Below are 22,007 nucleotides of genomic sequence, written 5' to 3' on the forward strand. Positions count from 1 at the left end.
CACACCATGCAAGCATTTACTACTCATGAAGGTCTGGTCGCTCCCTTGGATCGGGAGAACGTGGATACGGACTTGATCATCCCCAAGCAGTTCCTCAAATCCATCAAGCGCACCGGCTTTGGCCCCAACTTGTTTGATGAGTTGCGTTATCTGGATCACGGCGAGCCCGGCATGGACAATTCCCGCCGCCCGCTGAACCCGGACTTTGTGCTGAACCAGGACCGCTACCAGGGCGCTTCCGTGCTGCTGGCGCGCAAGAACTTTGGTTGTGGCTCCAGCCGTGAGCACGCTCCCTGGGCCTTGATGCAATATGGTTTTCGCGCCATTATCGCGCCGTCTTTTGCCGATATTTTCTTCAACAACAGCTTCAAGAACGGCTTGCTGCCCATCGTCCTGAACGAGCTGGATATTGCCCGCCTGTTCGATGAAGTCAAAGCTTTCCCCGGCTACAAGCTGCGTATTGATCTGGCCGAACAGCGCGTGATCACGCCTGAAGGCCGTGAATTGCCGTTCACTATCGATGCGTCGCGCAAGCACAGCCTCTTGAATGGTCTGGATGAAATTGGCCTGACCTTGCAGAAAGCGGACATGATCCGTCAGTACGAAGCCGAGCGTCTGGCCCGTCACCCCTGGCTGGTCGGCCAGCCTTGAGCCTGGGCGCAGGTTTTGTAGAAGCTTCGCTGTTGCTGCCTTTCTGGGGCAGCCAAGATGCTCCGGCCATCAGGCCGGAGTTCTTCACACTTATTCCCTAATTTTTACGTCCTACTCATCATGACTCATAAAATTGCAGTATTGCCCGGTGATGGCATCGGTCCCGAGATTACCGAACAGGCGCAGCGCGTACTGGGTGCTCTGGGCATGGATCTGGAAATGACCGTGGCTCCCGTGGGCGGCGCCGCTTACGATTTGCACGGCCACCCCCTGCCACCTGAAACGCTGAGCCTGGCTCAAAACTCCGACGCTGTGCTGTTCGGCGCCGTGGGTGACTGGAAATACGACTCGCTGGAGCGTCACCTGCGTCCCGAGCAAGCCATTTTGGGTTTGCGTCGTGCCATGGGCCTGTTCGCCAACCTGCGTCCCGCCATCCTGTACCCGCAACTGGCTAACGCTTCTACCTTGAAACCAGAAGTTGTGTCCGGTCTGGATATCCTGATCGTGCGCGAATTGACAGGTGATATTTACTTCGGTCAGCCTCGTGGCGTGCGTACGGTGGAAGAGGGCAACTTCGCGGGTGAGCGTCAGGGCTTTGACACCATGCACTATGCTGAAAGCGAAGTGCGCCGTATCGCTCACGTGGGTTTCCAGGCCGCACAGAAACGTCAAAAGCGCTTGTGCAGCGTGGACAAGTCCAATGTGCTGGAAACATCCCAGTTCTGGCGTGACATCATGATTGATGTGGCCCGCGAATATCCGGACGTGGAATTGAGCCACATGTATGTGGACAACGCCGCCATGCAATTGGTGCGCGCACCAAAAGAATTTGACGTGATCGTCACAGGCAACCTGTTTGGCGATATCCTATCGGATGAAGCGGCCATGTTGACAGGCTCCATTGGCATGTTGCCTTCGGCATCTCTGAACGCATCCCAGCAAGGTTTGTACGAACCCAGCCACGGCTCGGCACCCGATATCGCCGGTCAGGACAAGGCCAATCCTTTGGCCACCATTTTGTCCGCTGCCATGTTGCTGCGCTACTCGCTCAATGCAGAAGATCAGGCCAAGCGTATCGAAGCGGCGGTTGCCAGCGTGCTCGAACAAGGTCTGCGCACCGGTGACATCTACGAAGACGGTTGCCAATTGCTGAGCACCAGTGCTATGGGGGATGCAGTGCTCAAGGCTTTGCGATAGTATCTTTTATCGTTTTATTTTTTTATATATCCAGGTGGTATTACCATGACTCAAGCGGTAGGTTTGGTCGGCTGGCGTGGGATGGTGGGCTCCGTGCTCATGCAGCGCATGCGCGACGAAGGCGATTTTTCCCTTTTTCAGCCGGTGTTTTTCTCGACTAGCAATGCTGGCGGCGCAGCTCCTTCGTGGGCTGACGGTGCTGGCCCATTGCAGGACGCCCACGATATTGACGCCTTGAAAAAGTTGCCAATTATTGTGACCGCCCAGGGTGGAGATTACACAAGCCAGATCTACCCCAAGCTGCGTGCCGCTGGCTGGAATGGTTTGTGGATTGACGCGGCCAGCACGCTGCGCATGGACGAAAACTCCGTGATCGTGCTGGACCCGATCAACCGTCCTGTTATCGATGCTGCACTGGCCAAAGGTGGCAAGCAGTTCATCGGTGGCAACTGTACGGTTAGCTGCATGCTGATGGGTCTGGGCGGTCTGTTCAACCAGAATCTGGTTGAGTGGATGACCAGCATGACTTACCAGGCTGCTTCCGGCGGTGGCGCACAGCATATGCGCGAACTGCTGACTCAGTTCGGTCTGATCAACCAGTCCGTCTCCAGCCTGCTGGACGATCCCGCATCGGCCATTCTGGATATTGACCGCGGTGTCTTGCAGACACAACGCGACCCCAATCTGCCTCAGAAAAACTTTGGCGTACCCCTGGGCGGTAGCTTGATCCCCTGGATCGACTCCGATCTGGGCAATGGCATGACGCGTGAAGAGTGGAAAGGCGGTGTGGAAACCAACAAAATCCTGGGCCGTGGTGCACAGGACAAGCACATTCCTATCGACGGTCTGTGCGTGCGTATCGGTGCCATGCGCTGCCACAGCCAAGCACTGACCATCAAGCTGACCCGCGATGTTCCGCTGGACGAGATCACCGACATCCTGGCTGAAGGTTCCAAGTGGGCCAAGGTTGTGCCTAACGAGCGTCAAGCCACGGTCGAAGCGCTGACTCCGGTTGCCGTCACCGGCACGCTGGACATCCCTGTGGGCCGTCTGCGCAAGCTGAACATGGGCCCCGAGTACCTGAGCGCCTTCACGGTTGGCGACCAGTTGCTATGGGGTGCGGCTGAACCGCTGCGCCGCATGTTGCGCATCGCTTTGGGCGAGCTCTAATCATGGCTGGCCGTCTGCATCCTGTACGTACGCTGGGTTCGGCCCTGCTATTGGCCGGGATGCTGGCGGCTGCGCCGGTTTCCGCCCTGGAAATCGGTCATAGTCGTTTTGTGTCCGCTCCTAATCAGGTTTTCAAGCTGGATGTGGGCATTCGACAGATCAGCCCTGAAGAAAGCCTGTCCTTGAAGGTGACACCCGCCCCCTTGTCCGCCTGGCAACAGGCGGGCTTGACCCCTCCGGTTGATCTGGACTCCTTGAAGGCCGTGATCGAGCGGGATGGGCAGGGGCAAGTACGACGCATTCGGTTGTCCTCCGAGCAGATGTTCTCGGGCTCGGTGGCCGATGTGCTCTTGCAGATTCAAAGTGATAGCGGGCAGTTCCTGCATCAGGTCAGCGTACTGGCTCCGGCCCCGGTGGCCGTGAAGGCAGTGGCTCAGCCACAGGCAGCGTATCGGGCACCGGTATCCGTGCAGGCTTCTGCTTCGAGCTCTGTATCCAGTGTGCAGACCCAAAGTGCGGTACGCGTGAAATCGGGTGATACCTTGCATGCCCTGGCGCGCCGCCATGCGGTGGATGGTGTCAGCTCTTATCAGTGGATGATGGCGGTTCAAAAGCAGAACCCGAATGCCTTCATCGACCAGAATATGCATCGCCTGAAGGCGGGCCAAACGCTACAGATTCCTGATGCGGCGGCCATGTTGTCCATTGACGATGCCCAAGCCCGCCGCTTCTATGTTGACCAGGCTCAGGCCTTGCGCTCCGCCGCGCAAGCAGGGCAGGATCAGGCGGATGCGTCTCAAGGTGTGGCACAAACAGGCTCCGGCGAGCCAGGTGCTCAGGCGCAAGGCCAGGATCGTTTGCTGTTGTCGGCAGGGGCAGAGGCCCGTGACGCTAAACAGCAATTGCAGCACGAGCTGCGCGAGACTGGTGATCGTGTCTCGCAGCTGGAAGAGAATGTCTCCACCCTGGGCCGTGCCTTGCAGTCCCAAGGCGAGGCCGCTAAAGATCTGATCCTGGATTCAGCGCAGGAGCTGGGTCTGGGTGACTCCGGCAGCGATGCTGCTACTGCTAATACTTCTTCTGGCGCCTCAGGCGCCGCTTCTTCTGCCGCCGTGGCAGGAGCGATTTCCGTGCCGTCCGAGCCCGAACAGGGCAAGATGGCCGGTGCAGTTAACAAGGCAAAAAAGACCGTGTCCTGGATTCAAGAACATATGTTGGCCGTGATGGCCGTGGTACTGGCGTTGATTGTGGTCCTGGTGACCTGGGTTTTGCGTCGTGCCAATACTGAAAATCGCCATGGCGATGATTCCCCTGCGCCTGTCAGTGAAGCGATGGTTCGGGAAAAGCTGGAAAAGATCAATCTGGATCTGGATCAGCCGCCTTCGGACGAGCCTCCCGTTCGTCAGTAAAAGGCCCAGCCACCATGAGACGTATCGCATTGGGTGTCTGCTATGAAGGGACGCCCTGGCTGGGTTGGCAAAGTCAGGCCGGTGGCAACACCGTTCAAGATGTTCTGGAGCAGGCACTGGGCCGTTTTACGGCCCAGCCTGTTTCTACGATCTGCGCCGGTCGCACCGACACTGGCGTTCATGCCCTCAATCAAGTCGTTCATCTGGACACGGCTGCCGAGCGCAGCCTGGAGTCGTGGGTACGCGGTTTGAATGCCTTGCTGCCGGACTCTGTATCCGTGCAATGGGCACGCGAAGTGCCGGATGATTTTCATGCCCGCTTCTCGGCCCAAGGCCGTCATTACGTTTATCTGCTGCGCCAGCACCGGGTGCGTTCCCCCTTGTTGCATGGTCGAGTGGCCTGGGTGTTTCGTCCTTTGGACCTGGCTCTGATGCAAGAGGCCGCCCAGCACCTGGTGGGCGAACATGATTTCAGCGCATTTCGTTCCTCGCAATGCCAGGCGGCCAGTCCGGTGCGCACCATGTCGCAGATCCGGATTGAACAGCAGGGCGACTTTTTCCTGTTCCGTTTCAGCGCCAATGCCTTTTTACATCACATGATCCGCAATCTGATGGGCATGCTGATTTATATCGGCCAAGGCCGTCAGCCGCCTGATTGGGTGCTGCATTTATTGGCACAGCGCGATCGCCGCTTGTCAGCCCCGACTTTCGATGCCAGTGGCCTGTATCTGGCCGGGGTGGATTACCCCAAGCAGTTCGATATTCCCGCCAGCAATCCCTACGATTTGCTCTATGAGTTAAGTGGATTGCGTTTTGGTGAAACGGCCTGAAAAAAATCATGATTTAGTCCGTTTCTAAAGGGTTTATCCCCGGTATTCGAACCGGCTTCACATGCTTCAATCGTATAAAATGTGAAGCCATTTTCTTCTCTTACATTCTTATCTGTATAAGGCCGACCACCTTCGAGCATTAGCCACAAGCGAATCCTGAAGGCGACCATATCCTGAGCAAGGCCATGAAATTCTTCTTACGATTGTCTAGTTTGATCGACCGTCTGAATACGGTCGTTGGTAAGTCCGTGACTTGGCTGACCCTGATCGTGGTGTTGGTCAGTGCGATTAACGCCATCGTGCGTAAAGTGTTCGGCGTCAGCTCGAACTACTGGCTTGAATTGCAGTGGTATTTATTCGGTGCAATTTTCTTGCTGGCAGCCGGTTACACCTTCTTTGTCAACGAGCATGTACGGGTGGATGCTCTGGCGGAACGATTCCCGCCCCGGGTTCAGGTCTGGATCGATGTTATCGGCGTGATCTTTTTCCTTTTGCCCGCCACACTGCTTATTTTCTGGCTCTCGATTCCCTTTTTCCAGCAATCCTATGTGCTGAACGAACTCTCCTCCAATACCGGGGGGATGATACGTTGGCCGGTCAAGCTATTGATTCCCGTTGGCTTCTTTTTGTTAGCCCTGGCCGGTGTATCGCATTTGATCAAATGCATAGGCTTTTTGCGTGGTGCTTGTCCCAACCCCTTGTTAAGAAATGGGGGGCTGAGTGCCGAAGAAGAACTTGCCCAGGAAATCCGCGAGATTGCCCAGGCAAATGAAGCAACAATCTCTGTTTCCAAGGGCCAGTAACAATGGAATTCTTGACTGATAATCTGGCCCCGATCATGTTCATCAACTTGATCGTGTTTTTGCTGTTGGGCTTCCCGGTTACCTTCACGCTGTCTGCGATTGGTGTCCTGTACGGTCTGGTCGCCATCGAGCTGGGCATGATGCAGCCGGCCTTGTTCCAGGCCTTGCCGCAACGGGTCTTTGGCATTGTTGAAAACGATACCTTGCTGGCCGTTCCGTTCTTTACCCTGATGGGGCTTATTCTTGAGCGATCAGGGATGGCGGAGGACTTGCTGGAGACCATTGGTCAGTTGTTCGGCCCTCTGCGGGGTGGCTTGGCAATTGCTGTCGTGCTAGTTGGTGCCATGCTGGCCGCCACAACAGGTGTGGTGTCGGCTTCCGTGATTTCCATGGGCCTGATCTCCTTGCCCATCATGCTGCGTTACGGATATGACCGCAGGCTGGCAACGGGGGTGATTGCCGCCTCCGGGACCTTGTCGCAGATCATTCCGCCCTCCATCGTACTGATCATTCTGGCTGACCAACTGGGCCGCTCTATTGGTGATATGTACCGTGGCGCCATGCTCCCCGGTTTGCTGCTGACGGCGGTCTACATCCTCTACATCGTGGTGATGTCCTACATCAAGCCCAAATCGGCCCCGGCCTTGCCGCCCGAAGCGCGTATCTATGTTGAAGATAACGGTAGCCGCGGCCTGACCTCCCTGATTGTGCTGACGCTGGTCGCAACCGCGGTGGCGTACTTCGGTTCGCAGCACTACTTTGCCACGCACCCTAATATCCCGATGGACGAGCACGTGGTTGTGATGCTGCTGTTGTGGGGTATTACGGCTTGGGTGATCGCGCTGATCAACAAGCTGCTCAAGCTGAAAATGCTGTCCAAGATCGCCGAGCGTGTGGTCTTTGTGATGGTGCCCCCGCTGTTCCTGATCTTCCTTGTGCTGGGTACGATCTTTATTGGGGTGGCTACCCCGACCGAAGGTGGGGCGATGGGGGCGGTCGGCGCCATCATCATGGCGGTATCTCGTGGCCGTCTGTCCTGGAAGCTGCTGCGTCAGGCCATGGAATCGACGACTCGTCTGTCCTGCTTCGTAGTCTTCATTCTGGTGGGCTCTACCGTCTTTAGCCTGAGCTTCCGTGGCATCAATGGCGATTTGTGGGTGGAACACCTCTTGATCGACATGCCTGGCGGTGAGTGGGGCTTCCTGATTATCGTCAGTATCCTGACCTTCCTGCTGGCTTTCTTCCTGGACTTTTTTGAGCTGGCCTTTATTATTGTGCCGCTGCTCGGGCCGATTGCCGACAAGATGGGCATTGACCTGATCTGGTTCGGTGTCTTGCTGGCGGTCAATATGCAGACCTCCTTCATGCACCCGCCCTTTGGTTTTGCGCTGTTCTTCCTGCGTTCCGTCGCCCCCAAAGAGGACTACACCGACAAGGTCACGGGCGAGCGCATCAAGCGTGTGGCCACAACGGATATTTACTGGGGCTCGGTACCGTTTATTATCATTCAGTTGTTGATGGTGGCAACGGTACTGGTCTTCCCCGGACTGGTTACGCACTATAAGCACGGCGAAGTTCTGCTGGAGGATTCGCAAATCCAGTTTGGTACGGAATCGACTTACGGTTCTGACAGCTACGGATTTGGAACGGATGACGCGGCCAGCAGTTTCCAATAAGCTTATTTCATGATTCACACGGGGGCATCTGGCCCCCGTTTTTTATTCAAGGATGTGTGATGTTCAGCCGTACCCGAGTCAAGATTTGTGGCTTTACCCGAGCGCAGGATATTGATGCTGCCGTGCAGTTGGGCGCGGATGCGGTAGGGTTTGTCTTTTACCCGAAAAGTGCCCGTATGCTGAGTACGGAGCAGGCTGCTGCTCTGCGCGCCCGTGTGCCGGCGTTTGTGCAGGCAGTCAGCCTGTTTGTGAATGCGTCCGAGAGCTTTGTTCGGGAAATTCTGGAACAGGTGCAACCGGACTTGCTGCAATTTCACGGTGAAGAAAGCCCGGAAGAATGCCGTCGCTACGCGCATCCGTATATCAAGGCTTTCCGAGTCGGTGCGCCTGGTCTGGATACGGTGGATGGCCTGCTGGAACAGTGCTTGAAGTATCAGGATGCCCGAGCCTGGCTGATGGATGGTTATCACGATGCCTATGGCGGCACCGGTACGGCTTTTGATCCGGAGCTGATTCAGGGGCTGCAGGCGCGTCTGGACGGCCAGGACGGACTGCCGCCGCTGGTTCTTGCCGGAGGCATGCGTATTGACAATGTGGCCGAACGAGTCGCCTTGCATCGTCCCTATGCGATTGATGTCAGCAGTGGAGTCGAGCTGGAACCCGGCATCAAATGCAAAACGAAAATGGGCCAATTCATGCAGGTTTTGAGTAGCGCCTCCTGATTGAGGGAATCTTTTAGCAGCGACGCTGTCTGTACTTATTGCCCCGACCCGCTTATGGCGGGTCGATTTTTATTTGGTCTTGTCAGGATTTATGTTTATGCAAAGCATACAGCTCGGTCCCTTTACCTTTGCCACGTCTCTATTTGCTTTTATGGTCGCGGCATTGCTGGGGCTGTTTCTGGCCGCCTGGCTGGATAGACGCAAGCAGACCCGAGCTGAATCGGTGCTGTGGCGCGCGATGATTCTGGGTGTGCTGGTCGGTCGTTTGGGTTTTCTGATCCAGCAATGGCCGTTTTATCAAAGCGAACCCTTGAGCTGGCTGGATTTGCGCGACGGCGGTCTGATGATCCCGGCAGCCGTGACGGCAGGCTGGTTCTATGTGCTGTGGCGCGTGCTGCGTGACAAGGCCGTTTTGCCTGCTGTATCGGGAGGGTTGGCCGTTGGTGTGGCGGCATTTTCGCTAATCATGGTCGCGACAGGGCGAGGGGGAGTGGAAACCGCCATGCCATTGCCCGAGATAGACTTGATCCCTATGCAGCTTGATGTCAGTGCTTCGGAAAATCTGGATTTGTATAAAGGCAAGGTCACGGTCGTTAACTTGTGGGCCAGTTGGTGTCCTCCGTGCCGCCGCGAAATGCCTGCCTTCAAGCAAGTGCAATCCACCCGTTCCGATGTGAATATCGTGTTTGCGAACCAGGGCGAGGAACTGGCCGAGATCCAGAAGTACCTGATGGACGAGAATCTGGAGCTGGATAATATGTGGCGCGACCCGCAAATGCAGCTGGGCCAGGCCGTGCGCAGCCGTGGCTTGCCTACAACCTTGTTTTTGGACGAGCAGGGACGTTTGGTGGATGTCCGAGCCGGGGAGTTGTCTGCTGCAACCTTGAACGACAAGATCAATAAGCTGAAATAGAAATATTTTGCTGAGATTGATTCCGGTTTTTATTTTTGTTTTTTAACTGGTTTATTTATTTTAATAAACAAGTTTTATTCAAATAATATAAAGATACTAATTAGGCTGTCGCCTTATTTTCGATTAGTTAATTTAATCGATAATCAAGCCTGGTTTCAGGTTTTTAACAGAATCCGACTGCTACTATAGGCCCTTGTTTTTTATCTGTTTACAAGGGTTTAGCCATGAATTTGACAGAGAAAGGAACGAAGACGGCGAAGCTTTCGGCGTCCGATAGAATTATCTATGCAGATAATCACCTGATCCATGGGCCAGATGATATTACGGCTTATATGAAAGGGGTGTGTTATGACGCCGCTGCTTATATGCGTTATTTATATAATGCGAAAATCAGTTTTGATCAGCTGACTTCCATTTCGGCGCAGAACTGGCTGCCGGTATTCAAGTTTGCTGAAGGCAGAATGTGGGATGGTCGGAATTCCTTGCCTGGCGGCAAGGCCATTGGCTTTTGTCGAGTCAAGGGCATGGAGTTCTTCCATGCTGCCGTCGCGGTTGGAGGGACCGAAATTCGGGCGATCAATGGCGGTTTGCTGGGAGCAGGTTGGCTACATCCGGTCGATTTGCGCAAGGTGCTCACTCAAAAAAATCCCGATGACTCGTTCAAGTACGACGGCACCGATATCTTTGTCTACATCTCGAATCTATAAATAAAGAAACCGGCATCAAGCCGGTTTCTTTTTGTGCCGCTGTCTCCAAAGCAAGCCCCACGTGTCGGGGGCTGCTGACGATGGAGTGCTATCAGGCCTTTTGCAAGCTGATCGCTTCCCCAGGAGTCTCAGGCCGTTGCGCATACTTATTCGCAATGAATGCACAAGCCATCAACTGGATCTGGTGGAAGATCATGATGGGCAGCAGGGCCGGGCCAATGGCGGCGCCAGTAAACAGCACTTGGGCCATAGGTACGCCCGTGGCCAGACTTTTCTTGGAGCCACCGAAGACAATCGTGATTTCGTCTTCTTTATTGAAGCCCAGCTTGCGGGCCAGCCAGGTGGTCAGGAACAGGATGATGGCCAGCAAGACCAGGCAGACTACGGCCAGGATAGCCAGGGACTTGGGCGGTACGGCTTGCCACAGGCCACCAATCACCGAGGCGCTGAAAGCGGTGTAGACCACCAGCAAGATGGAGGACTGGTCCACGCTGCGCAGCCATTTACGGTTGCGATCCATCCATTTGCCAATCAGGGGGCGCATCAAGTGGCCGACCACAAAAGGCAACAACAATTGCAGACTGATCTTCTTGATGGCGTCCAGGGTCGAAGTGGCCGAACCACCGTCTGCATCAAGCAGCAGTTTCAACAAGACGGGGGTGAGCACAATACCGATCAGGCTGGAGGCCGAGGCGCTGCAAATCGCGGCAGGCACGTTACCGCGAGCAATCGAGGTAAAGGCAATGGCCGATTGCACGGTGCCGGGCAGGGCACACATGTACAGAATGCCCACAAACAAGGGCATGCCCAGCAATGGCAGCAAGATGGGCTTGGACAGCAGGCCCAGCAGGGGGAACATGACAAAGGTGCAGCCAAAGACCAGCAGGTGCAAACGCCAGTGGGTGGCCCCAGCAATGATGGCTTCGCGGGATAGCTTGGCCCCGTGCATGAAAAACAGCAGGGCAATCGCCAGACCAGTGATCACGTCAAAGAACACCGCACCTTGGCCGTAGGCGGGAAAGAAACTTGCCAGTGCCACTACGCCGATCAGGATCAGGGTGAAGTTGTCAAAAAGCAGTCGCAGTTGAGAGAACATGGGTTTGTTAGAGGCTTGAAAGGCTTGCGTTATGAAAGGCCTCACTTTACCGTAGACCTTTTTGGGGGTTTATCGCTAAACGGATATGGATTATCGACAAACGGACATTCTGATGCCTGCGGAGCGAATTCCGGAGAGTTTGCAGCAGTTGCGCTATCTACCCAGGCCTTTATATGGTCAGGAGCGTACCTTGCCCAATCAGGCCATTGCCCGCCCACATCGGCATCCCTGGGTGCAGTTTTCCTATGCGCTGACGGGGGTGATCGAAGTGCGTACTGCCAGCGGGCGCTTCATGGCGCCGCCTCAGCAGGCGGTATGGGTGCCTGCGGGTGTGGAACATGGGGTGCGTAGCTCGCCTGATGCGCAGATTCGTAGTCTTTATATTGATGTCAGCGCCTTGCCAGAGGCCCCTACGGTGTGTCGAGTGGTCGTGGTAGACCGCTTGCTGCGCGAGCTGATACGCGAGTTCAGCCTTTTGCCTGTGCTGTACGAGCGTGAGGGGGCGCAGGGGCGTCTGGTGCAAGTCCTGCTGGATCGTTTGCTGGCGGCGCCTGAAAGTGGCCTGATTCTGCCTTGGCCTTCGGACCCGCGTCTTTTGCAGGTCTGCGAGCAATTGCAGGCCCAACCTTCGGGCGATTGGAGTTTGCAGGATTTGGCAGAGCAACAGGGTTTGTCAGAAAAAACCCTGAGCCGTCTGTTTCGTCAGCAGACCGGGCTGACGTTCCGGGTCTGGCGTCAGCGACTGCGCGTCATGAGTGCCTTGCCTTTGCTGGAGCGGCACGAGCGTGTCACTGATGTCGCGTTAGCTTGTGGCTATGAAAGCATGTCGGCCTTTGTGGCAGCTTTTCGGGATTTGATGGGTCAAACGCCCGGCGAGTTTTTCCGTCGGCCATTAGGGCCGCTGGACGAGTAAGCCTGTACAAAATTGCACAGCAGACGATGGGCGTCGGGCGTGTCCTGAATAGGGTCTGCCAGTGTTTGGGGATCTATGCCTTGGGCTCGCCAGGATTCGGCCTTGCGCAGCACGCAGTAACGTAGCAGGCCGGCAAAAAATTCAGGGTGAAACTGAATCGACCACTGCGCGGGGCCATAACGCAGTATTTGATGCGGATCATGCGCAGAGCTGCCCAGTATTTCCACATGCTCGGGCAAGCTCAATACGCTTTGTTGGTGCGTCAGCAGGGCAGGAAATTGCATGGGCAGATTGGCCAGCAGTTCATGCTCGTGGGCCTGCTCGGACAAGTGAATGGGCAGGTAGCCGACCTCGGCCCCCTTGGGGTGGTAATCCACGCGCCCGCCCAAGGCGTGGGCCATTAATTGATGGCCATAGCAAATCCCCAGCAAGGGCATGTGTGTCTGATAGCGTTCCCGAATCCAGGCGGCCAGGTTTTCGCTCCAGTCCAGCTTGTCGGTGACCATGCTCCAGGAACCGCTGATCACCACCGGGTCGGGGCAGTCCGGCGCAGGCAGGGCATCATCCTGATGGACTCGCCAGGTGTGGACATTGACATCCAGGGGCTGCAAAGCGCGTTTGAACCAGGCATTCTGGTTGCCAAAACGCTGCTCGACATCAGGAGGAGGAGAGCCGGCCTGAAGAAAATGGACGTCTATCATGCTTGCCCCCGAAACAGGCTCCACGTGGCCATGCCCAGACCCAGCATGAGCAGGGAACCGGCAACGTGGATGGCAATGCCGCCCATGGCCCACAGATAACGCTGCTGCATCATCAAGGTCATGATCTCGGCGGAAAAGGTGGAAAAAGTGGTCAGGCCACCCAGAAAGCCCGTCATGACGAACATGCGCCAGCCTTCGTGACCCAGGCCCAAGCCGCTGAAATAGGCCATTGCGATACCCATCAAATAGCCGCCAATCAAGTTAGCCAGCAAAGTACCGGGGGGCAGGGTGGGGAACAGGGCATTCAAAGCCTGACTCAAGAACCAACGCGCCAATGCGCCCAGGGCACCACCGGCGGCAATATACAGCATGGCTACGGGCATGAAGGGCCTTCAGGTAGGGGGCAAACTGTCAGCGAGCAGTCAGCCGGTCGCGATATATACCTAGGATAGCGTGTCATTATGCGCCTCTATGACTGAAAAGGCGACCTTGCCCAAAGGCGCGTAGCCAGCTAATGTAAGAGCGCAATTATCAGACGGACCGCCGTGAATTTCGGTTAGCCCGCCCTTTTTTGGAGACTTTGTGGTGAGTATTTACGATCAGGATTTGCCCCAGACAGACGCCAATTATCGTGTTTTGTCGCCGCTGGATTTCATCGAGCGCAGTGCTTTTGTCTACCCTGACTACCCGGCTCTGGTTTACGGGCCCGCCCAAAACGGCATCAAGATGAGCTGGTCGCAGCTGTATGCCCGTACTCGTCAGCTGGGCAGTGCGCTGTCCAAGGCTGGGGTTGGCAAAGGCGATACCGTGGCCGTGATGTTGCCCAATACTCCGCCCATGGTTCAGGCACACTTTGGTGTGCCCATGTGTGGTGCCGTACTGAATACCTTGAATACCCGTCTGGATGCCAGCACCATCGCTTATATGCTGGACCACGGCGAAGCGCGTGCGGTGCTGGTGGACAGCGAATTTGCCGCCGTCATGAAAGAAGCCTTGAGCCTGCGCGAAAGCAAAGAGCCCATTCTGGTCATCGACGTCGTGGACAATTATTTTGACACTGGCGCAGAACGTATCGGCTCGCAAACTTACGAAGAGTTCGTGGACGGAGGCGACCCGGATTACGACTGGCAATTGCCCGCCAACGAGTGGGATGCGATTGCCCTGAACTACACCAGCGGTACCACCGGCAAGCCCAAAGGCGTGGTCTACCATCACCGTGGCGCGTATCTGGGGGCCTTGTCCAACGTCTTGGAATGGGACATGCCCAAGCATGCGGTCTATCTGTGGACCCTGCCCATGTTCCATTGCAATGGTTGGACTTTCCCCTGGGTGATTGCAGCCCGTGCTGGTGTGAACGTCTGTTTGCGCAAGGTGGAAGCCCAGGCCATGGTCGACAATATGGTCGATTACGGCGTCACCCACTACTGTGGTGCACCGATTGTGCACTCCCTGCTGGTCAACTCCGACGAAGCGCTGAAGTCCCGCCTGCCCAAGGGCGTGTCGGCCATGGTGGCAGGCGCTGCACCTCCGGCCACCATGATTGAAGGGATGGAGCGCATGGGCTTTGCGCTGACCCACGTTTACGGCCTGACCGAAACTTATGGCCCCGCCTCGGTCTGTGCGCAGCATGCACCCTGGAGTGAACTGGATATCCAGGAACGTGCGCAGCGCAATGCCCGTCAAGGTGTGCGTTATCACCTGCAAGGGGGCGTACAGGTTTTGAATCCGCAAACCATGGAGCCCGTTCCTGCCGATGGCGAGACTATGGGCGAGATCATGTTCCGCGGCAATATCACCATGAAGGGGTATTTGAAGAACGCGCAGGCCACCCAGGAATCCCTGGGCGGTGGCTGGTTCCATACCGGCGACCTGGCCGTGTGCGAGCCGGACGGCTACGTACGTATCAAGGATCGCAGCAAGGACATCATCATTTCCGGGGGCGAGAACATTTCTTCCATTGAGATTGAAGACGTCATGTATCGCCATCCAGCCGTGCAGGCGGCGGCCGTTGTAGCCCAGCCGGACGAGCGTTGGGGTGAAGCGCCTCACGTTTATGTGGAGCTGCGCCCCGGTGCGGAAGTGACGGTGGAAGAACTGCGCGCGCATTGCCGTCAGTACTTGGCTGGCTTTAAAATACCGCGATATTTCAGTTTTATGGAGTTGCCCAAAACGGCAACAGGTAAAATACAGAAATTCGCGCTGCGTCAGCAGGCCAAGCAAGCCGCTTCGGACTAAGGCCAGCGTTTTCTAAAAAGCACACAGGTCGCTTCATGCGGCCTGTCTGCACTTAAGGAACAGGACGGTTAGGAATGCCATCTTTTGACGTTGTATCCGAGGTCAACACCCACGAACTGCGTAATGCAGTGGAACAAGCCAGCCGCGAACTGGCTACCCGTTTTGACTTCAAAGGTACGGATGCCAAATTTGAACTCGAAGACGAGAACACCATTTTGCAATCGGCTCCCAGCGTGTTTCAGCTCGAGCAAATGATGCAGATTCTGCGTGGCCGTATTGCTGCCCGCGGTATTGATGTGCGCTGCCTGGAGACCGAGAAGGTTCTGGAAAACGTGGCCGGCGCGCGTCAGAAAGTGAAAGTGCGTCAGGGTCTGGACCAGCCTACGTCCAAGAAACTGATCGCTGCCATCAAGAACGCCAAGCTGAAAGTGGAGACGCAGATTCAAGGTGAAAAACTGCGTGTAACCGGCAAGAAACGGGACGACTTGCAGGCTGCCATCGCTCTGTTGAAACAGACCGATGTGGAATTGCCTTTGCAGTACGATAATTTCCGCGACTAAACCGAGTGAAACGGCACGGTGGTGACGTGATGCCGCCGTGTATCAGCTATGAATGTACGAATTGAATTAATGCGTGTGCACGATCTGAGCCAGGTGCTGGAAGTCCAGGCGGATGTGTACGACGCGGATATTCTGGAAGACCGCAGCTTCTATCAGAACCGTCTGGATCTGGCTCCGGATAGCTGCTGGGTGGCACGTGATACCGACAATCAACTGCAGGGTTATTTGGTGTCCTACCCTTGGGCGGGCCTTTTGCCGCCGTCCCTGGGCGATGCGTTGAATAGCCTGCCTTCGCCCGCAGACCAATGGTTTATTCACGACTGCGCCGTGATGCGTCGCGCGCAAGGCCGTGGGGTGGCCGGAGCTTTGTTGCAAGCCGGTCGCCGCTATGCCTGGCAGCGTGGCTTGCGTCGTTGCAGTCTGGTGTCTTTGGGACCGGCCGTGGGCTATTGGCAGCGTCTGGGCTACAAGCCGATTGAAGGGGTGCCTGCACCCGTGCTGGAAGCAAAGCTGCGTCAGTATGGAGAGCAAGCCAGTTTTATGGATTGCGCTGTGCATCCCGATTGAACTGTTCTGAGGAGACGTTCAGTATCTAGCGGCTGCGTGCCCTGTTCGAGTTCTCAAAAAAAGGCCGGGAAATATTCCCGGCCTTTTTTATTTACGGGCGCAATCGATAGCCCGTTTTGAAAATCCAGCCCGCCACGGCAAGAAACACACTTAAAAACAGCAGTGTCATGCCCAGGCTCAGCCACACATTCACATCGGCCAGATCAAAGAAACTCCAGCGAAAGCCGCTGATCAGGTACAGCACCGGGTTCAGCAAGGTCAGTTTTTGCCAGAACTCGGGCAGCATGTCGATGGAATAGAAGGTGCCGCCCAAAAAGGTCAGTGGCGTCAGAATCAGCATGGGCACGAATTGCAGCTTTTCAAAGTTGTCGGCCCAGATACCGATAATGAAACCCAATAGACTGAAGGTCAGGGCGGTTAAGGCCAGAAAGCACAGCATCCAGATAGGGTGGGCAATCTCGTAAGGCACAAATAAGCGCGCCGTGATCAGGATGATGGCCGCCAGAAACAGTGACTTGGTGGCTGCTGCGCCCACAAAGGCCAAGGTCACCTCGAAGTGTGAAATGGGGGCAGACAGAATCTCGTAGATATTGCGCGTAAAGCGCGGAAAGTAAATTCCGAAGGCGGCGTTGGAGACGCTATGGGTCAACACCGACAACATGGTCAGCCCAGGCACGATAAACGCGCCATAGGGCACGCCGCCGATTTCATTGATGCGATGGCCAATGGCAGCGCCAAACACCACAAAATACAAGGCGGTGGAAATCACGGGGGCTACGATGCTTTGCAGCAGGGTGCGTCGGGTGCGTGACATTTCGTAGCGATAAATGGCCAGGATGGCGTACCAGTTCATGACTGTGCCCCTACAAACTCAACGTAAATATCTTCCAGACTGCGCTCGCGGGTATGGATGTCGGTAATGGTCAGCCCCGCTTGCCCAACTGCCGCCAGCAAATTGCTCAGGTCATGACCTTGTTCGCGGTTGGTCAAGGGGTAGAGCAGGCTCATGCCGTCGGCAGTGCTTTGCAGTCCCAGCGTTTCCAGCGCAGCGGGCAGGGCGCTGATCGGCTCGGCCAGATTCAGGCTCAGGGTTTTACCGCCCAGGCGGCGCATCAGATTGTCTTTGGTTTCCACCAGCTGCAGTGAACCTTTATTGATGAAGCCGATGCGGTCGGCCATCTCCTGGGCTTCTTCGATGTAGTGGGTGGTCAGAATAATGGTGACCCCCTGGCTGCGCAGCCGTTTCACCAAGGCCCACATGCCTTGGCGCAAGGCCACGTCCACACCGGCGGTGGGTTCATCCAGAAACAGGATTTCCGGTTCATGGGAAAGCGCCTTGGCGATCAGGACGCGGCGTTTCATGCCGCCCGAGAGCGTAATCAAGGGACTGTCTTTCTTGTCCCATAGCGACAAGTCCTTCAGAATCTGCTCGATCAGGGCCGGATTGGGGGCTTTGCCAAACAGGCCACGGCTGAAGCTGACAGTATTCCAGACTGTCTCGAAGGAATCGGCGCTTAGCTCTTGCGGCACCAGGCCAATTTTCTGGCGGGCGCGCTTGTAGTCGGCGACATTGTCTGCGCCATCTACCAGAACGGTGCCGCTGCTGCGATTGACCAGCCCGCAGATAATACTGATCAAGGTGGTTTTGCCTGCGCCGTTGGAGCCGAGCAGGGCAAAAATCTCGCCCCGCCAAATATCCAGGTCCAAAGCGTGCAGGGCTTGATGCCCGTTTGCGTATTGTTTGCTCAGGCCTCGAACACGCAAAATAGCGTGAGAATCAGGAGTGTTCTGCATAGACAGTAAAATGACCCTTTTGCTGTGCCGACAGGGTTTGAATAACGCAATGGATTTGACGATGCCAACTAGCTTACCACCGCCAACAGAGAGTGACGTTTTGAGTGATGCTCAGGCTATGGCTTTAGCCTTGGAGCAGGCTCAACAGGCGGCCAGCATCGGTGAGGTGCCCGTAGGTGCCGTACTATTGGATGCGGACGGCAGGCTGCTGTCTGTGGGCTCCAATCGCACGGTTTGTGATCACGATCCCACCCAGCATGCCGAGATCGTGGCCTTGCGCGCCGCGACGCGTAAAGTTGGCAATTACCGTTTGCCCGGAGCCAGTCTGTTTGTGACTCTTGAGCCTTGCATGATGTGCTTGGGGGCCTTGTTGCATGCGCGTCTGTCGCGGGTGGTGTGGGCCGCAGCCGATCCGAAGACCGGAGTGTGTGGCAGTGTGGAGTCCTTGCATTTGCATCCCACTCTGAATCACCACACCCGTGTCTCGGGTGGTTTGATGTCCGAAGAGGCGGCCCAGGCCTTGCGGGATTTTTTCCGCGAACGACGCGAACAGAAGAAGTTGCAAAAGCAGGCTCAAACAGTCCAATCGCCGCTGGATGGCGCCCAGTAGTCTCGCTAAAATGTCAGCACTTTATTTTCAAGGTTAATCATGAGCAGCCCCGAGCACGACCATCATCACCATCACCACGAACATGGCCAGTGCCATTGTGGGCAGCAGGACAGTTCGGGCATTTACCTGTTTTCGCCCTCTGGCCAGATCCTTGAACCCAAACGCCTGGAGCTGGCAAGCCAGCGCCTGAACCAACTGGGCTTTGCCGTGGACATAGACGCGGATGCCCTGGCGGTGGATGAACGCTTTGCCGGCACGGACGCTCAGCGTCTGGCTGCGGTACAGCGTTCCTTGCAACAGCCTCAGCCCATTGTGATGGCGACACGCGGTGGCTACGGTTTAAGCCGCATTCTGGGCCAGATCGACTGGCGCGCGGTAGCCGACAGTGGCAAGCGTTTTGTCGGCATGTCGGATTTCACGGCCTTCAATCTGGCCTTGCTGGCGCAAACTGGCGCTATCAGCTACACCGGCCCCACCGCCATTGCGGACTTTGGTGGCGATGAAACCGATGAATTGACGACCGAACTGTTTGGCGAATTGATGCGTGGCGAGCTGGAGCTGTTCAGCTTTGAGTCCGAGGGTTCGGATGCCGTCGATGGTCACGGTGTTCTGTGGGGCGGCAATCTGGCCCTGGTTTGCTCCTTGCTGGGCACGCCGTACTTCCCCAATATCAACGGCGGTATCTTGTTCCTGGAAGACGTGGGTGAAGCACCGTACCGAGTCGAGCGCATGTTGACGCAGCTCTGGCATGCCGGCGTGCTCAATCGTCAGATGGCGGTGGTATTGGGCCGTTTTACGGCTTACAAGACAGGTGCTTCGGATAACGGCTTTGATATGGATTCGGTGGTGCGCTGGTTGCGTGAAACCGTCAAAGTCCCGGTCGTAACGGGCCTGCCTTATGGCCATGTGGACGTCAAGGTCAGCCTGCCTATTGGCAAGGAAGTGGGCCTGGCTACCGAGGACGGCATGGCTTATCTGGTTCTGGATGAGCACGAACACTAACGGATTTCGCGCCTGCTTGATACACTACTGGGTTGAACTCAACCTTTTTCAAAGTACGTTTACGTGATCTCCACCGCTAATTTAACGATCCAGTTTGGTGCCAAGCCTTTATTTGAAAACGTCAGTGTCAAACTGGGCGGAGGCAACCGTTATGGCCTGATTGGTGCCAACGGGTCGGGCAAGTCTACCTTCATGAAAATCATTGGCGGCGACCTGGAGCCAAGCGGGGGTAATGTATCGCTGGATCCGGGCGTGCGCCTGGGCAAGCTGCGTCAGGACCAGTTTGCCTACGAAGACAAACGTGTGCTGGACGTGGTGCTGATGGGCCACACAGAAATGTGGAGCACCATGCAAGAGCGTGATGCCATCTACGACAATCCAGAGGCCACCGAAGAAGACTATATGAAGGCCGCCGAACTGGAGGCCCGTTTTGCCGAGTACGACGGTTATACCGCCGAGAGCCGTGCCGGTGAATTGCTGATGGGTCTGGAAATTCCGGTCGAACAGCATCAGTTGCCCATGAGCGAAATTGCTCCGGGCTGGAAACTGCGTGTGCTGCTGGCACAGGCCCTGTTCTCCAACCCCGATGTTCTGCTGCTGGACGAGCCGACCAACAACCTGGATATCAACACCATCCGTTGGCTGGAAGATGTGCTCAACAGCTACCAGAGCACCATGATCATCATCAGTCACGATCGTCACTTCCTGAATCAGGTCTGCACTCACATGGCTGACCTGGATTACGGCGAGCTGCGTGTCTACCCCGGCAACTACGACGATTACATGCTGGCGTCGGTGCAGTCGCGCGAACGTGTGCTGGCGGCCAACTCCAAGGCCAAAGAGCGTATTGGCGAGCTGCAGGACTTTGTGCGCCGTTTTGCCGCCAACAAGTCCAAGTCCCGTCAGGCTACCTCGCGACTGAAACAGATTGGTCGCTTGAAGGCAGAGACCATCGAAGTGAAGCCTTCTTCGCGTCAGAACCCGTTTATTCGTTTTGAGCAGAAAAAAGTTCTGCATCGCCTGGCCGTGACGGTCGAGGGCTTGAGCAAGTCCTACGATCATCCCATCATCAAGAACTTCTCGGCCATGATTGAAGCGGGCGAGAAAATTGCGATTGTGGGTGCGAACGGTGTGGGTAAGACGACTTTGCTGCGTTTGCTGGCCGGTGATCTGACTCCTGACAGCGGCTCGGTGGTCTGGTCCGAGAACGCTGATATCGGCTATATGGCTCAGGACGTCTCGGACGAGTTCGATACCGAAGACAATGTGTTTGACTGGATCAGCCAGTTCCGTCAGGCCGGCGACGACGATCAGTCTTTGCGCTCGGTGCTGGGCCGCATGTTGTTCTCGGCCGATGACATCATCAAGCCCGTGAAAGTGCTGTCGGGTGGCGAGAAAAACCGCATGACTTTCTCGCGTCTGATGCTGGGTCGTCACAACGTCATGCTCCTGGACGAACCGACCAACCACCTGGATATGGAATCGATCGAGTCCTTGCAGATGGCCATGGAAAAGTTTGAAGGCACTCTGATCTTCGTGTCCCATGACCGCGAGTTCGTCTCCGGCGTGGCAACCCGCATTATCGAAGTGATGCCAGAAGGCCGTCTGGTGGATTACCGCGGTGGCTACGAAGATTACCTGGCCAGCCGCGAGCAGGACTGAGGCTAGGGGTGGCGGTCTTTACCCTGCGTGAGCCCACCAGCTTCGAGCAGGACATCAAAAAAAGCCGCTTTCTGGCACTGGCTGCGCCTGTAGACAGTGCCAGCCAGGCTTTGGCTTTTTTCCAGGCCAAGGGTGTGCCCGATGCCACGCATAATTGCTGGGCCTACAAGATCGGGTCGGAATACCGCTTTAACGATGATGGCGAACCCGGCGGCACGGCCGGGCGTCCCATTTTGCAAGCCATAGAAGGCCAGGATTGCGACCGTGTTGCGGTACTGGTGATACGTTGGTTTGGGGGCGTCAAGCTGGGTACGGGTGGCCTGGTGCGCGCCTATGGCGGCGTGGCCGCTCAATGTTTGCGTCTTGCTGACAAACAGGAACTGATTCCCATGGCGGCTTTGCGCTGCCGTTGCTCCTTTGCCGATCTGGCTTTGGTTCAATCCCGTTTCGACAGCTTTGGCGTTCAGGTTCAGGACGAGCAATTCGATGCTGAAGGTGTGCAGTGGCTGTTGAATCTGCCGCTCGAGCATAAAGCAGATTTTCAACAGTCCTTTATCAATATGACGCGTGGTCAGGGGGAATGTGAACCCCTGGAGCAAGCCTAAGTCACCCTCGGTTCTGCCCAAGGTCTGCAATGGACCTCTGGTCGCCATCTTCCTTGATGGAGTTTTCTGGACGAAAAGGTATCTTTTCCAGACGATTATCCCTCTGCACCGTCCAGGCAGTGGCCATACTAAATACCTCTGATTCCTTCTAAGTCTGTATCCAGCCTGCGGGTATGATCGGGTT

General features: G+C 56.1%; 23 protein-coding genes. 18 read left to right on the plus strand and 5 right to left on the minus strand.

Going from position 1 to position 22,007, the window contains the following annotated elements:
- Window positions 1-6: 6 nt before the first annotated feature.
- The 10 genes from leuD to ACFPDR_RS07890 all read left to right on the plus strand — a co-directional run bounded on the left by leuD (window position 7) and on the right by ACFPDR_RS07890 (window position 10,078).
- On the plus strand, window positions 7-651 hold the full coding sequence (gene leuD / locus ACFPDR_RS07845; protein WP_009462149.1) for a 3-isopropylmalate dehydratase small subunit: 645 nt from the start codon (window positions 7-9) through the stop codon (window positions 649-651).
- Between the two features lie 120 nt (window positions 652-771).
- Complete coding sequence (gene leuB, locus ACFPDR_RS07850) at window positions 772-1,848, plus strand: 3-isopropylmalate dehydrogenase (RefSeq protein WP_009462147.1); 1,077 nt, start codon at window positions 772-774, stop codon at window positions 1,846-1,848.
- Window positions 1,849-1,893: 45 nt separating this feature from the next.
- Window positions 1,894-3,018, plus strand: coding sequence for an aspartate-semialdehyde dehydrogenase (gene asd / locus ACFPDR_RS07855; RefSeq protein WP_026483365.1), 1,125 nt, complete (start codon window positions 1,894-1,896; stop codon window positions 3,016-3,018).
- 2 nt (window positions 3,019-3,020) lie between these two features.
- Window positions 3,021-4,427, plus strand: a complete 1,407-nt coding sequence (locus ACFPDR_RS07860; protein WP_376910972.1) for a FimV family protein — start codon at window positions 3,021-3,023, stop codon at window positions 4,425-4,427.
- A 14-nt stretch (window positions 4,428-4,441) separates the two neighbouring features.
- Window positions 4,442-5,257, plus strand: coding sequence for a tRNA pseudouridine(38-40) synthase TruA (gene truA / locus ACFPDR_RS07865; protein ID WP_009462143.1), 816 nt, complete (start codon window positions 4,442-4,444; stop codon window positions 5,255-5,257).
- A 185-nt stretch (window positions 5,258-5,442) separates the two neighbouring features.
- On the plus strand, window positions 5,443-6,060 hold the full coding sequence (locus ACFPDR_RS07870) for a TRAP transporter small permease subunit (RefSeq protein ID WP_035272797.1): 618 nt from the start codon (window positions 5,443-5,445) through the stop codon (window positions 6,058-6,060).
- A 2-nt stretch (window positions 6,061-6,062) separates the two neighbouring features.
- The gene (locus tag ACFPDR_RS07875) at window positions 6,063-7,736 is read left to right on the plus strand and encodes a TRAP transporter large permease (RefSeq protein WP_376910973.1); all 1,674 of its coding nucleotides are present in this window, start codon (window positions 6,063-6,065) and stop codon (window positions 7,734-7,736) included.
- A gap of 59 nt (window positions 7,737-7,795) precedes the next feature.
- Window positions 7,796-8,458 carry a phosphoribosylanthranilate isomerase gene (locus ACFPDR_RS07880; protein ID WP_088450152.1) on the plus strand — a complete coding sequence of 221 codons (663 nt, stop codon included), beginning with the start codon at window positions 7,796-7,798 and terminating at the stop codon, window positions 8,456-8,458.
- A 97-nt stretch (window positions 8,459-8,555) separates the two neighbouring features.
- The gene (locus ACFPDR_RS07885) at window positions 8,556-9,371 is read left to right on the plus strand and encodes a TlpA disulfide reductase family protein (protein ID WP_115633769.1); all 816 of its coding nucleotides are present in this window, start codon (window positions 8,556-8,558) and stop codon (window positions 9,369-9,371) included.
- A gap of 224 nt (window positions 9,372-9,595) precedes the next feature.
- Entirely contained in the window at window positions 9,596-10,078 is a 483-nt protein-coding gene (locus ACFPDR_RS07890; protein WP_376910974.1) for an urea amidohydrolase, read from the plus strand.
- A gap of 91 nt (window positions 10,079-10,169) precedes the next feature.
- Here ACFPDR_RS07890 and ACFPDR_RS07895 read toward each other — a convergent pair whose 3' ends face one another.
- Window positions 10,170-11,174, minus strand: a complete 1,005-nt coding sequence (locus tag ACFPDR_RS07895; RefSeq protein ID WP_376910975.1) for a bile acid:sodium symporter family protein — start codon at window positions 11,172-11,174, stop codon at window positions 10,170-10,172.
- 85 nt (window positions 11,175-11,259) lie between these two features.
- On the opposite strand from ACFPDR_RS07895, the gene ACFPDR_RS07900 reads away from it, so the two are divergent.
- Window positions 11,260-12,087: an AraC family transcriptional regulator gene (locus ACFPDR_RS07900; RefSeq protein WP_115633768.1), complete on the plus strand. Its 828-nt coding sequence runs from the start codon at window positions 11,260-11,262 to the stop codon at window positions 12,085-12,087.
- On the opposite strand, the gene ACFPDR_RS07905 is transcribed toward ACFPDR_RS07900, so the two are convergent.
- Together ACFPDR_RS07905 and crcB are read right to left on the minus strand one after the other, a co-directional pair.
- Window positions 12,036-12,788: a glutamine amidotransferase gene (locus tag ACFPDR_RS07905; RefSeq protein WP_060185162.1), complete on the minus strand. Its 753-nt coding sequence runs from the start codon at window positions 12,786-12,788 to the stop codon at window positions 12,036-12,038. The two genes, ACFPDR_RS07900 and ACFPDR_RS07905, sit on opposite strands and share 52 nt — an antisense overlap.
- Complete coding sequence (gene crcB / locus ACFPDR_RS07910; RefSeq protein WP_009462127.1) at window positions 12,785-13,171, minus strand: fluoride efflux transporter CrcB; 387 nt, start codon at window positions 13,169-13,171, stop codon at window positions 12,785-12,787. The genes ACFPDR_RS07905 and crcB overlap by 4 nt, the downstream gene beginning before the upstream one ends.
- Window positions 13,172-13,370: 199 nt before the next feature.
- On the opposite strand from crcB, the gene ACFPDR_RS07915 reads away from it, so the two are divergent.
- The 3 genes from ACFPDR_RS07915 (at window position 13,371) to ACFPDR_RS07925 (ending at window position 16,150) form a co-directional block, all read left to right on the plus strand.
- On the plus strand, window positions 13,371-15,023 hold the full coding sequence (locus ACFPDR_RS07915; protein WP_239054314.1) for an acyl-CoA synthetase: 1,653 nt from the start codon (window positions 13,371-13,373) through the stop codon (window positions 15,021-15,023).
- Between the two features lie 74 nt (window positions 15,024-15,097).
- Window positions 15,098-15,583 carry a YajQ family cyclic di-GMP-binding protein gene (locus ACFPDR_RS07920; RefSeq protein ID WP_009462123.1) on the plus strand — a complete coding sequence of 162 codons (486 nt, stop codon included), beginning with the start codon at window positions 15,098-15,100 and terminating at the stop codon, window positions 15,581-15,583.
- A 48-nt stretch (window positions 15,584-15,631) separates the two neighbouring features.
- Window positions 15,632-16,150: a GNAT family N-acetyltransferase gene (locus tag ACFPDR_RS07925; RefSeq protein WP_371476764.1), complete on the plus strand. Its 519-nt coding sequence runs from the start codon at window positions 15,632-15,634 to the stop codon at window positions 16,148-16,150.
- A gap of 91 nt (window positions 16,151-16,241) precedes the next feature.
- Here the strand turns inward: ACFPDR_RS07925 and ACFPDR_RS07930 are convergent, their stop codons facing one another.
- Both ACFPDR_RS07930 and ACFPDR_RS07935 read right to left on the minus strand, forming a co-directional pair.
- Complete coding sequence (locus ACFPDR_RS07930; protein WP_009462119.1) at window positions 16,242-17,003, minus strand: ABC transporter permease; 762 nt, start codon at window positions 17,001-17,003, stop codon at window positions 16,242-16,244.
- Complete coding sequence (locus tag ACFPDR_RS07935; RefSeq protein WP_009462116.1) at window positions 17,000-17,944, minus strand: ABC transporter ATP-binding protein; 945 nt, start codon at window positions 17,942-17,944, stop codon at window positions 17,000-17,002. Before ACFPDR_RS07935 ends, ACFPDR_RS07930 begins: the two co-directional genes overlap by 4 nt.
- Before the next feature lie 61 nt (window positions 17,945-18,005).
- On the opposite strand from ACFPDR_RS07935, the gene tadA reads away from it, so the two are divergent.
- The 4 genes from tadA to ACFPDR_RS07955 all read left to right on the plus strand — a co-directional run bounded on the left by tadA (window position 18,006) and on the right by ACFPDR_RS07955 (window position 21,823).
- Entirely contained in the window at window positions 18,006-18,554 is a 549-nt protein-coding gene (gene tadA / locus ACFPDR_RS07940) for a tRNA adenosine(34) deaminase TadA (protein ID WP_083053928.1), read from the plus strand.
- A gap of 39 nt (window positions 18,555-18,593) precedes the next feature.
- Entirely contained in the window at window positions 18,594-19,556 is a 963-nt protein-coding gene (locus tag ACFPDR_RS07945; protein WP_060185160.1) for an LD-carboxypeptidase, read from the plus strand.
- A 63-nt stretch (window positions 19,557-19,619) separates the two neighbouring features.
- Entirely contained in the window at window positions 19,620-21,218 is a 1,599-nt protein-coding gene (locus ACFPDR_RS07950) for an ABC-F family ATPase (RefSeq protein WP_203145785.1), read from the plus strand.
- An 8-nt stretch (window positions 21,219-21,226) separates the two neighbouring features.
- Window positions 21,227-21,823 (plus strand): IMPACT family protein, encoded by a 597-nt coding sequence (locus ACFPDR_RS07955; protein ID WP_203145786.1) that lies wholly within the window; start codon window positions 21,227-21,229, stop codon window positions 21,821-21,823.
- Window positions 21,824-22,007: the final 184 nt, after the last annotated feature.

It is taken from the genome of Alcaligenes sp. GCM10023179 (assembly GCF_042653705.1).
In the GTDB taxonomy this organism is placed as follows: Bacteria; Pseudomonadota; Gammaproteobacteria; order Burkholderiales; family Burkholderiaceae_B; genus Alcaligenes; species Alcaligenes phenolicus.

Excerpts from the sequence above, each read along its gene's own strand:
- leuD (WP_009462149.1), top strand. The coding sequence starts at position 7 with ATGCAAGCATTTACTACTCATGAAGGTCTGGTCGCTCCCTTGGATCGG.
- leuB (WP_009462147.1), top strand. The coding sequence starts at position 772 with ATGACTCATAAAATTGCAGTATTGCCCGGTGATGGCATCGGTCCCGAG.
- asd (WP_026483365.1), top strand. The coding sequence starts at position 1,894 with ATGACTCAAGCGGTAGGTTTGGTCGGCTGGCGTGGGATGGTGGGCTCC.
- ACFPDR_RS07860 (WP_376910972.1), top strand. The coding sequence starts at position 3,021 with ATGGCTGGCCGTCTGCATCCTGTACGTACGCTGGGTTCGGCCCTGCTA.
- truA (WP_009462143.1), top strand. The coding sequence starts at position 4,442 with ATGAGACGTATCGCATTGGGTGTCTGCTATGAAGGGACGCCCTGGCTG.
- ACFPDR_RS07870 (WP_035272797.1), top strand. The coding sequence starts at position 5,443 with ATGAAATTCTTCTTACGATTGTCTAGTTTGATCGACCGTCTGAATACG.
- ACFPDR_RS07875 (WP_376910973.1), top strand. The coding sequence starts at position 6,063 with ATGGAATTCTTGACTGATAATCTGGCCCCGATCATGTTCATCAACTTG.
- ACFPDR_RS07880 (WP_088450152.1), top strand. The coding sequence starts at position 7,796 with ATGTTCAGCCGTACCCGAGTCAAGATTTGTGGCTTTACCCGAGCGCAG.
- ACFPDR_RS07885 (WP_115633769.1), top strand. The coding sequence starts at position 8,556 with ATGCAAAGCATACAGCTCGGTCCCTTTACCTTTGCCACGTCTCTATTT.
- ACFPDR_RS07890 (WP_376910974.1), top strand. The coding sequence starts at position 9,596 with ATGAATTTGACAGAGAAAGGAACGAAGACGGCGAAGCTTTCGGCGTCC.
- ACFPDR_RS07895 (WP_376910975.1), bottom strand. The coding sequence starts at position 11,174 with ATGTTCTCTCAACTGCGACTGCTTTTTGACAACTTCACCCTGATCCTG.
- ACFPDR_RS07900 (WP_115633768.1), top strand. The coding sequence starts at position 11,260 with ATGGATTATCGACAAACGGACATTCTGATGCCTGCGGAGCGAATTCCG.
- ACFPDR_RS07905 (WP_060185162.1), bottom strand. The coding sequence starts at position 12,788 with ATGATAGACGTCCATTTTCTTCAGGCCGGCTCTCCTCCTCCTGATGTC.
- crcB (WP_009462127.1), bottom strand. The coding sequence starts at position 13,171 with ATGCCCGTAGCCATGCTGTATATTGCCGCCGGTGGTGCCCTGGGCGCA.
- ACFPDR_RS07920 (WP_009462123.1), top strand. The coding sequence starts at position 15,098 with ATGCCATCTTTTGACGTTGTATCCGAGGTCAACACCCACGAACTGCGT.
- ACFPDR_RS07925 (WP_371476764.1), top strand. The coding sequence starts at position 15,632 with ATGAATGTACGAATTGAATTAATGCGTGTGCACGATCTGAGCCAGGTG.
- ACFPDR_RS07930 (WP_009462119.1), bottom strand. The coding sequence starts at position 17,003 with ATGAACTGGTACGCCATCCTGGCCATTTATCGCTACGAAATGTCACGC.
- ACFPDR_RS07935 (WP_009462116.1), bottom strand. The coding sequence starts at position 17,944 with ATGCAGAACACTCCTGATTCTCACGCTATTTTGCGTGTTCGAGGCCTG.
- tadA (WP_083053928.1), top strand. The coding sequence starts at position 18,006 with ATGCCAACTAGCTTACCACCGCCAACAGAGAGTGACGTTTTGAGTGAT.
- ACFPDR_RS07945 (WP_060185160.1), top strand. The coding sequence starts at position 18,594 with ATGAGCAGCCCCGAGCACGACCATCATCACCATCACCACGAACATGGC.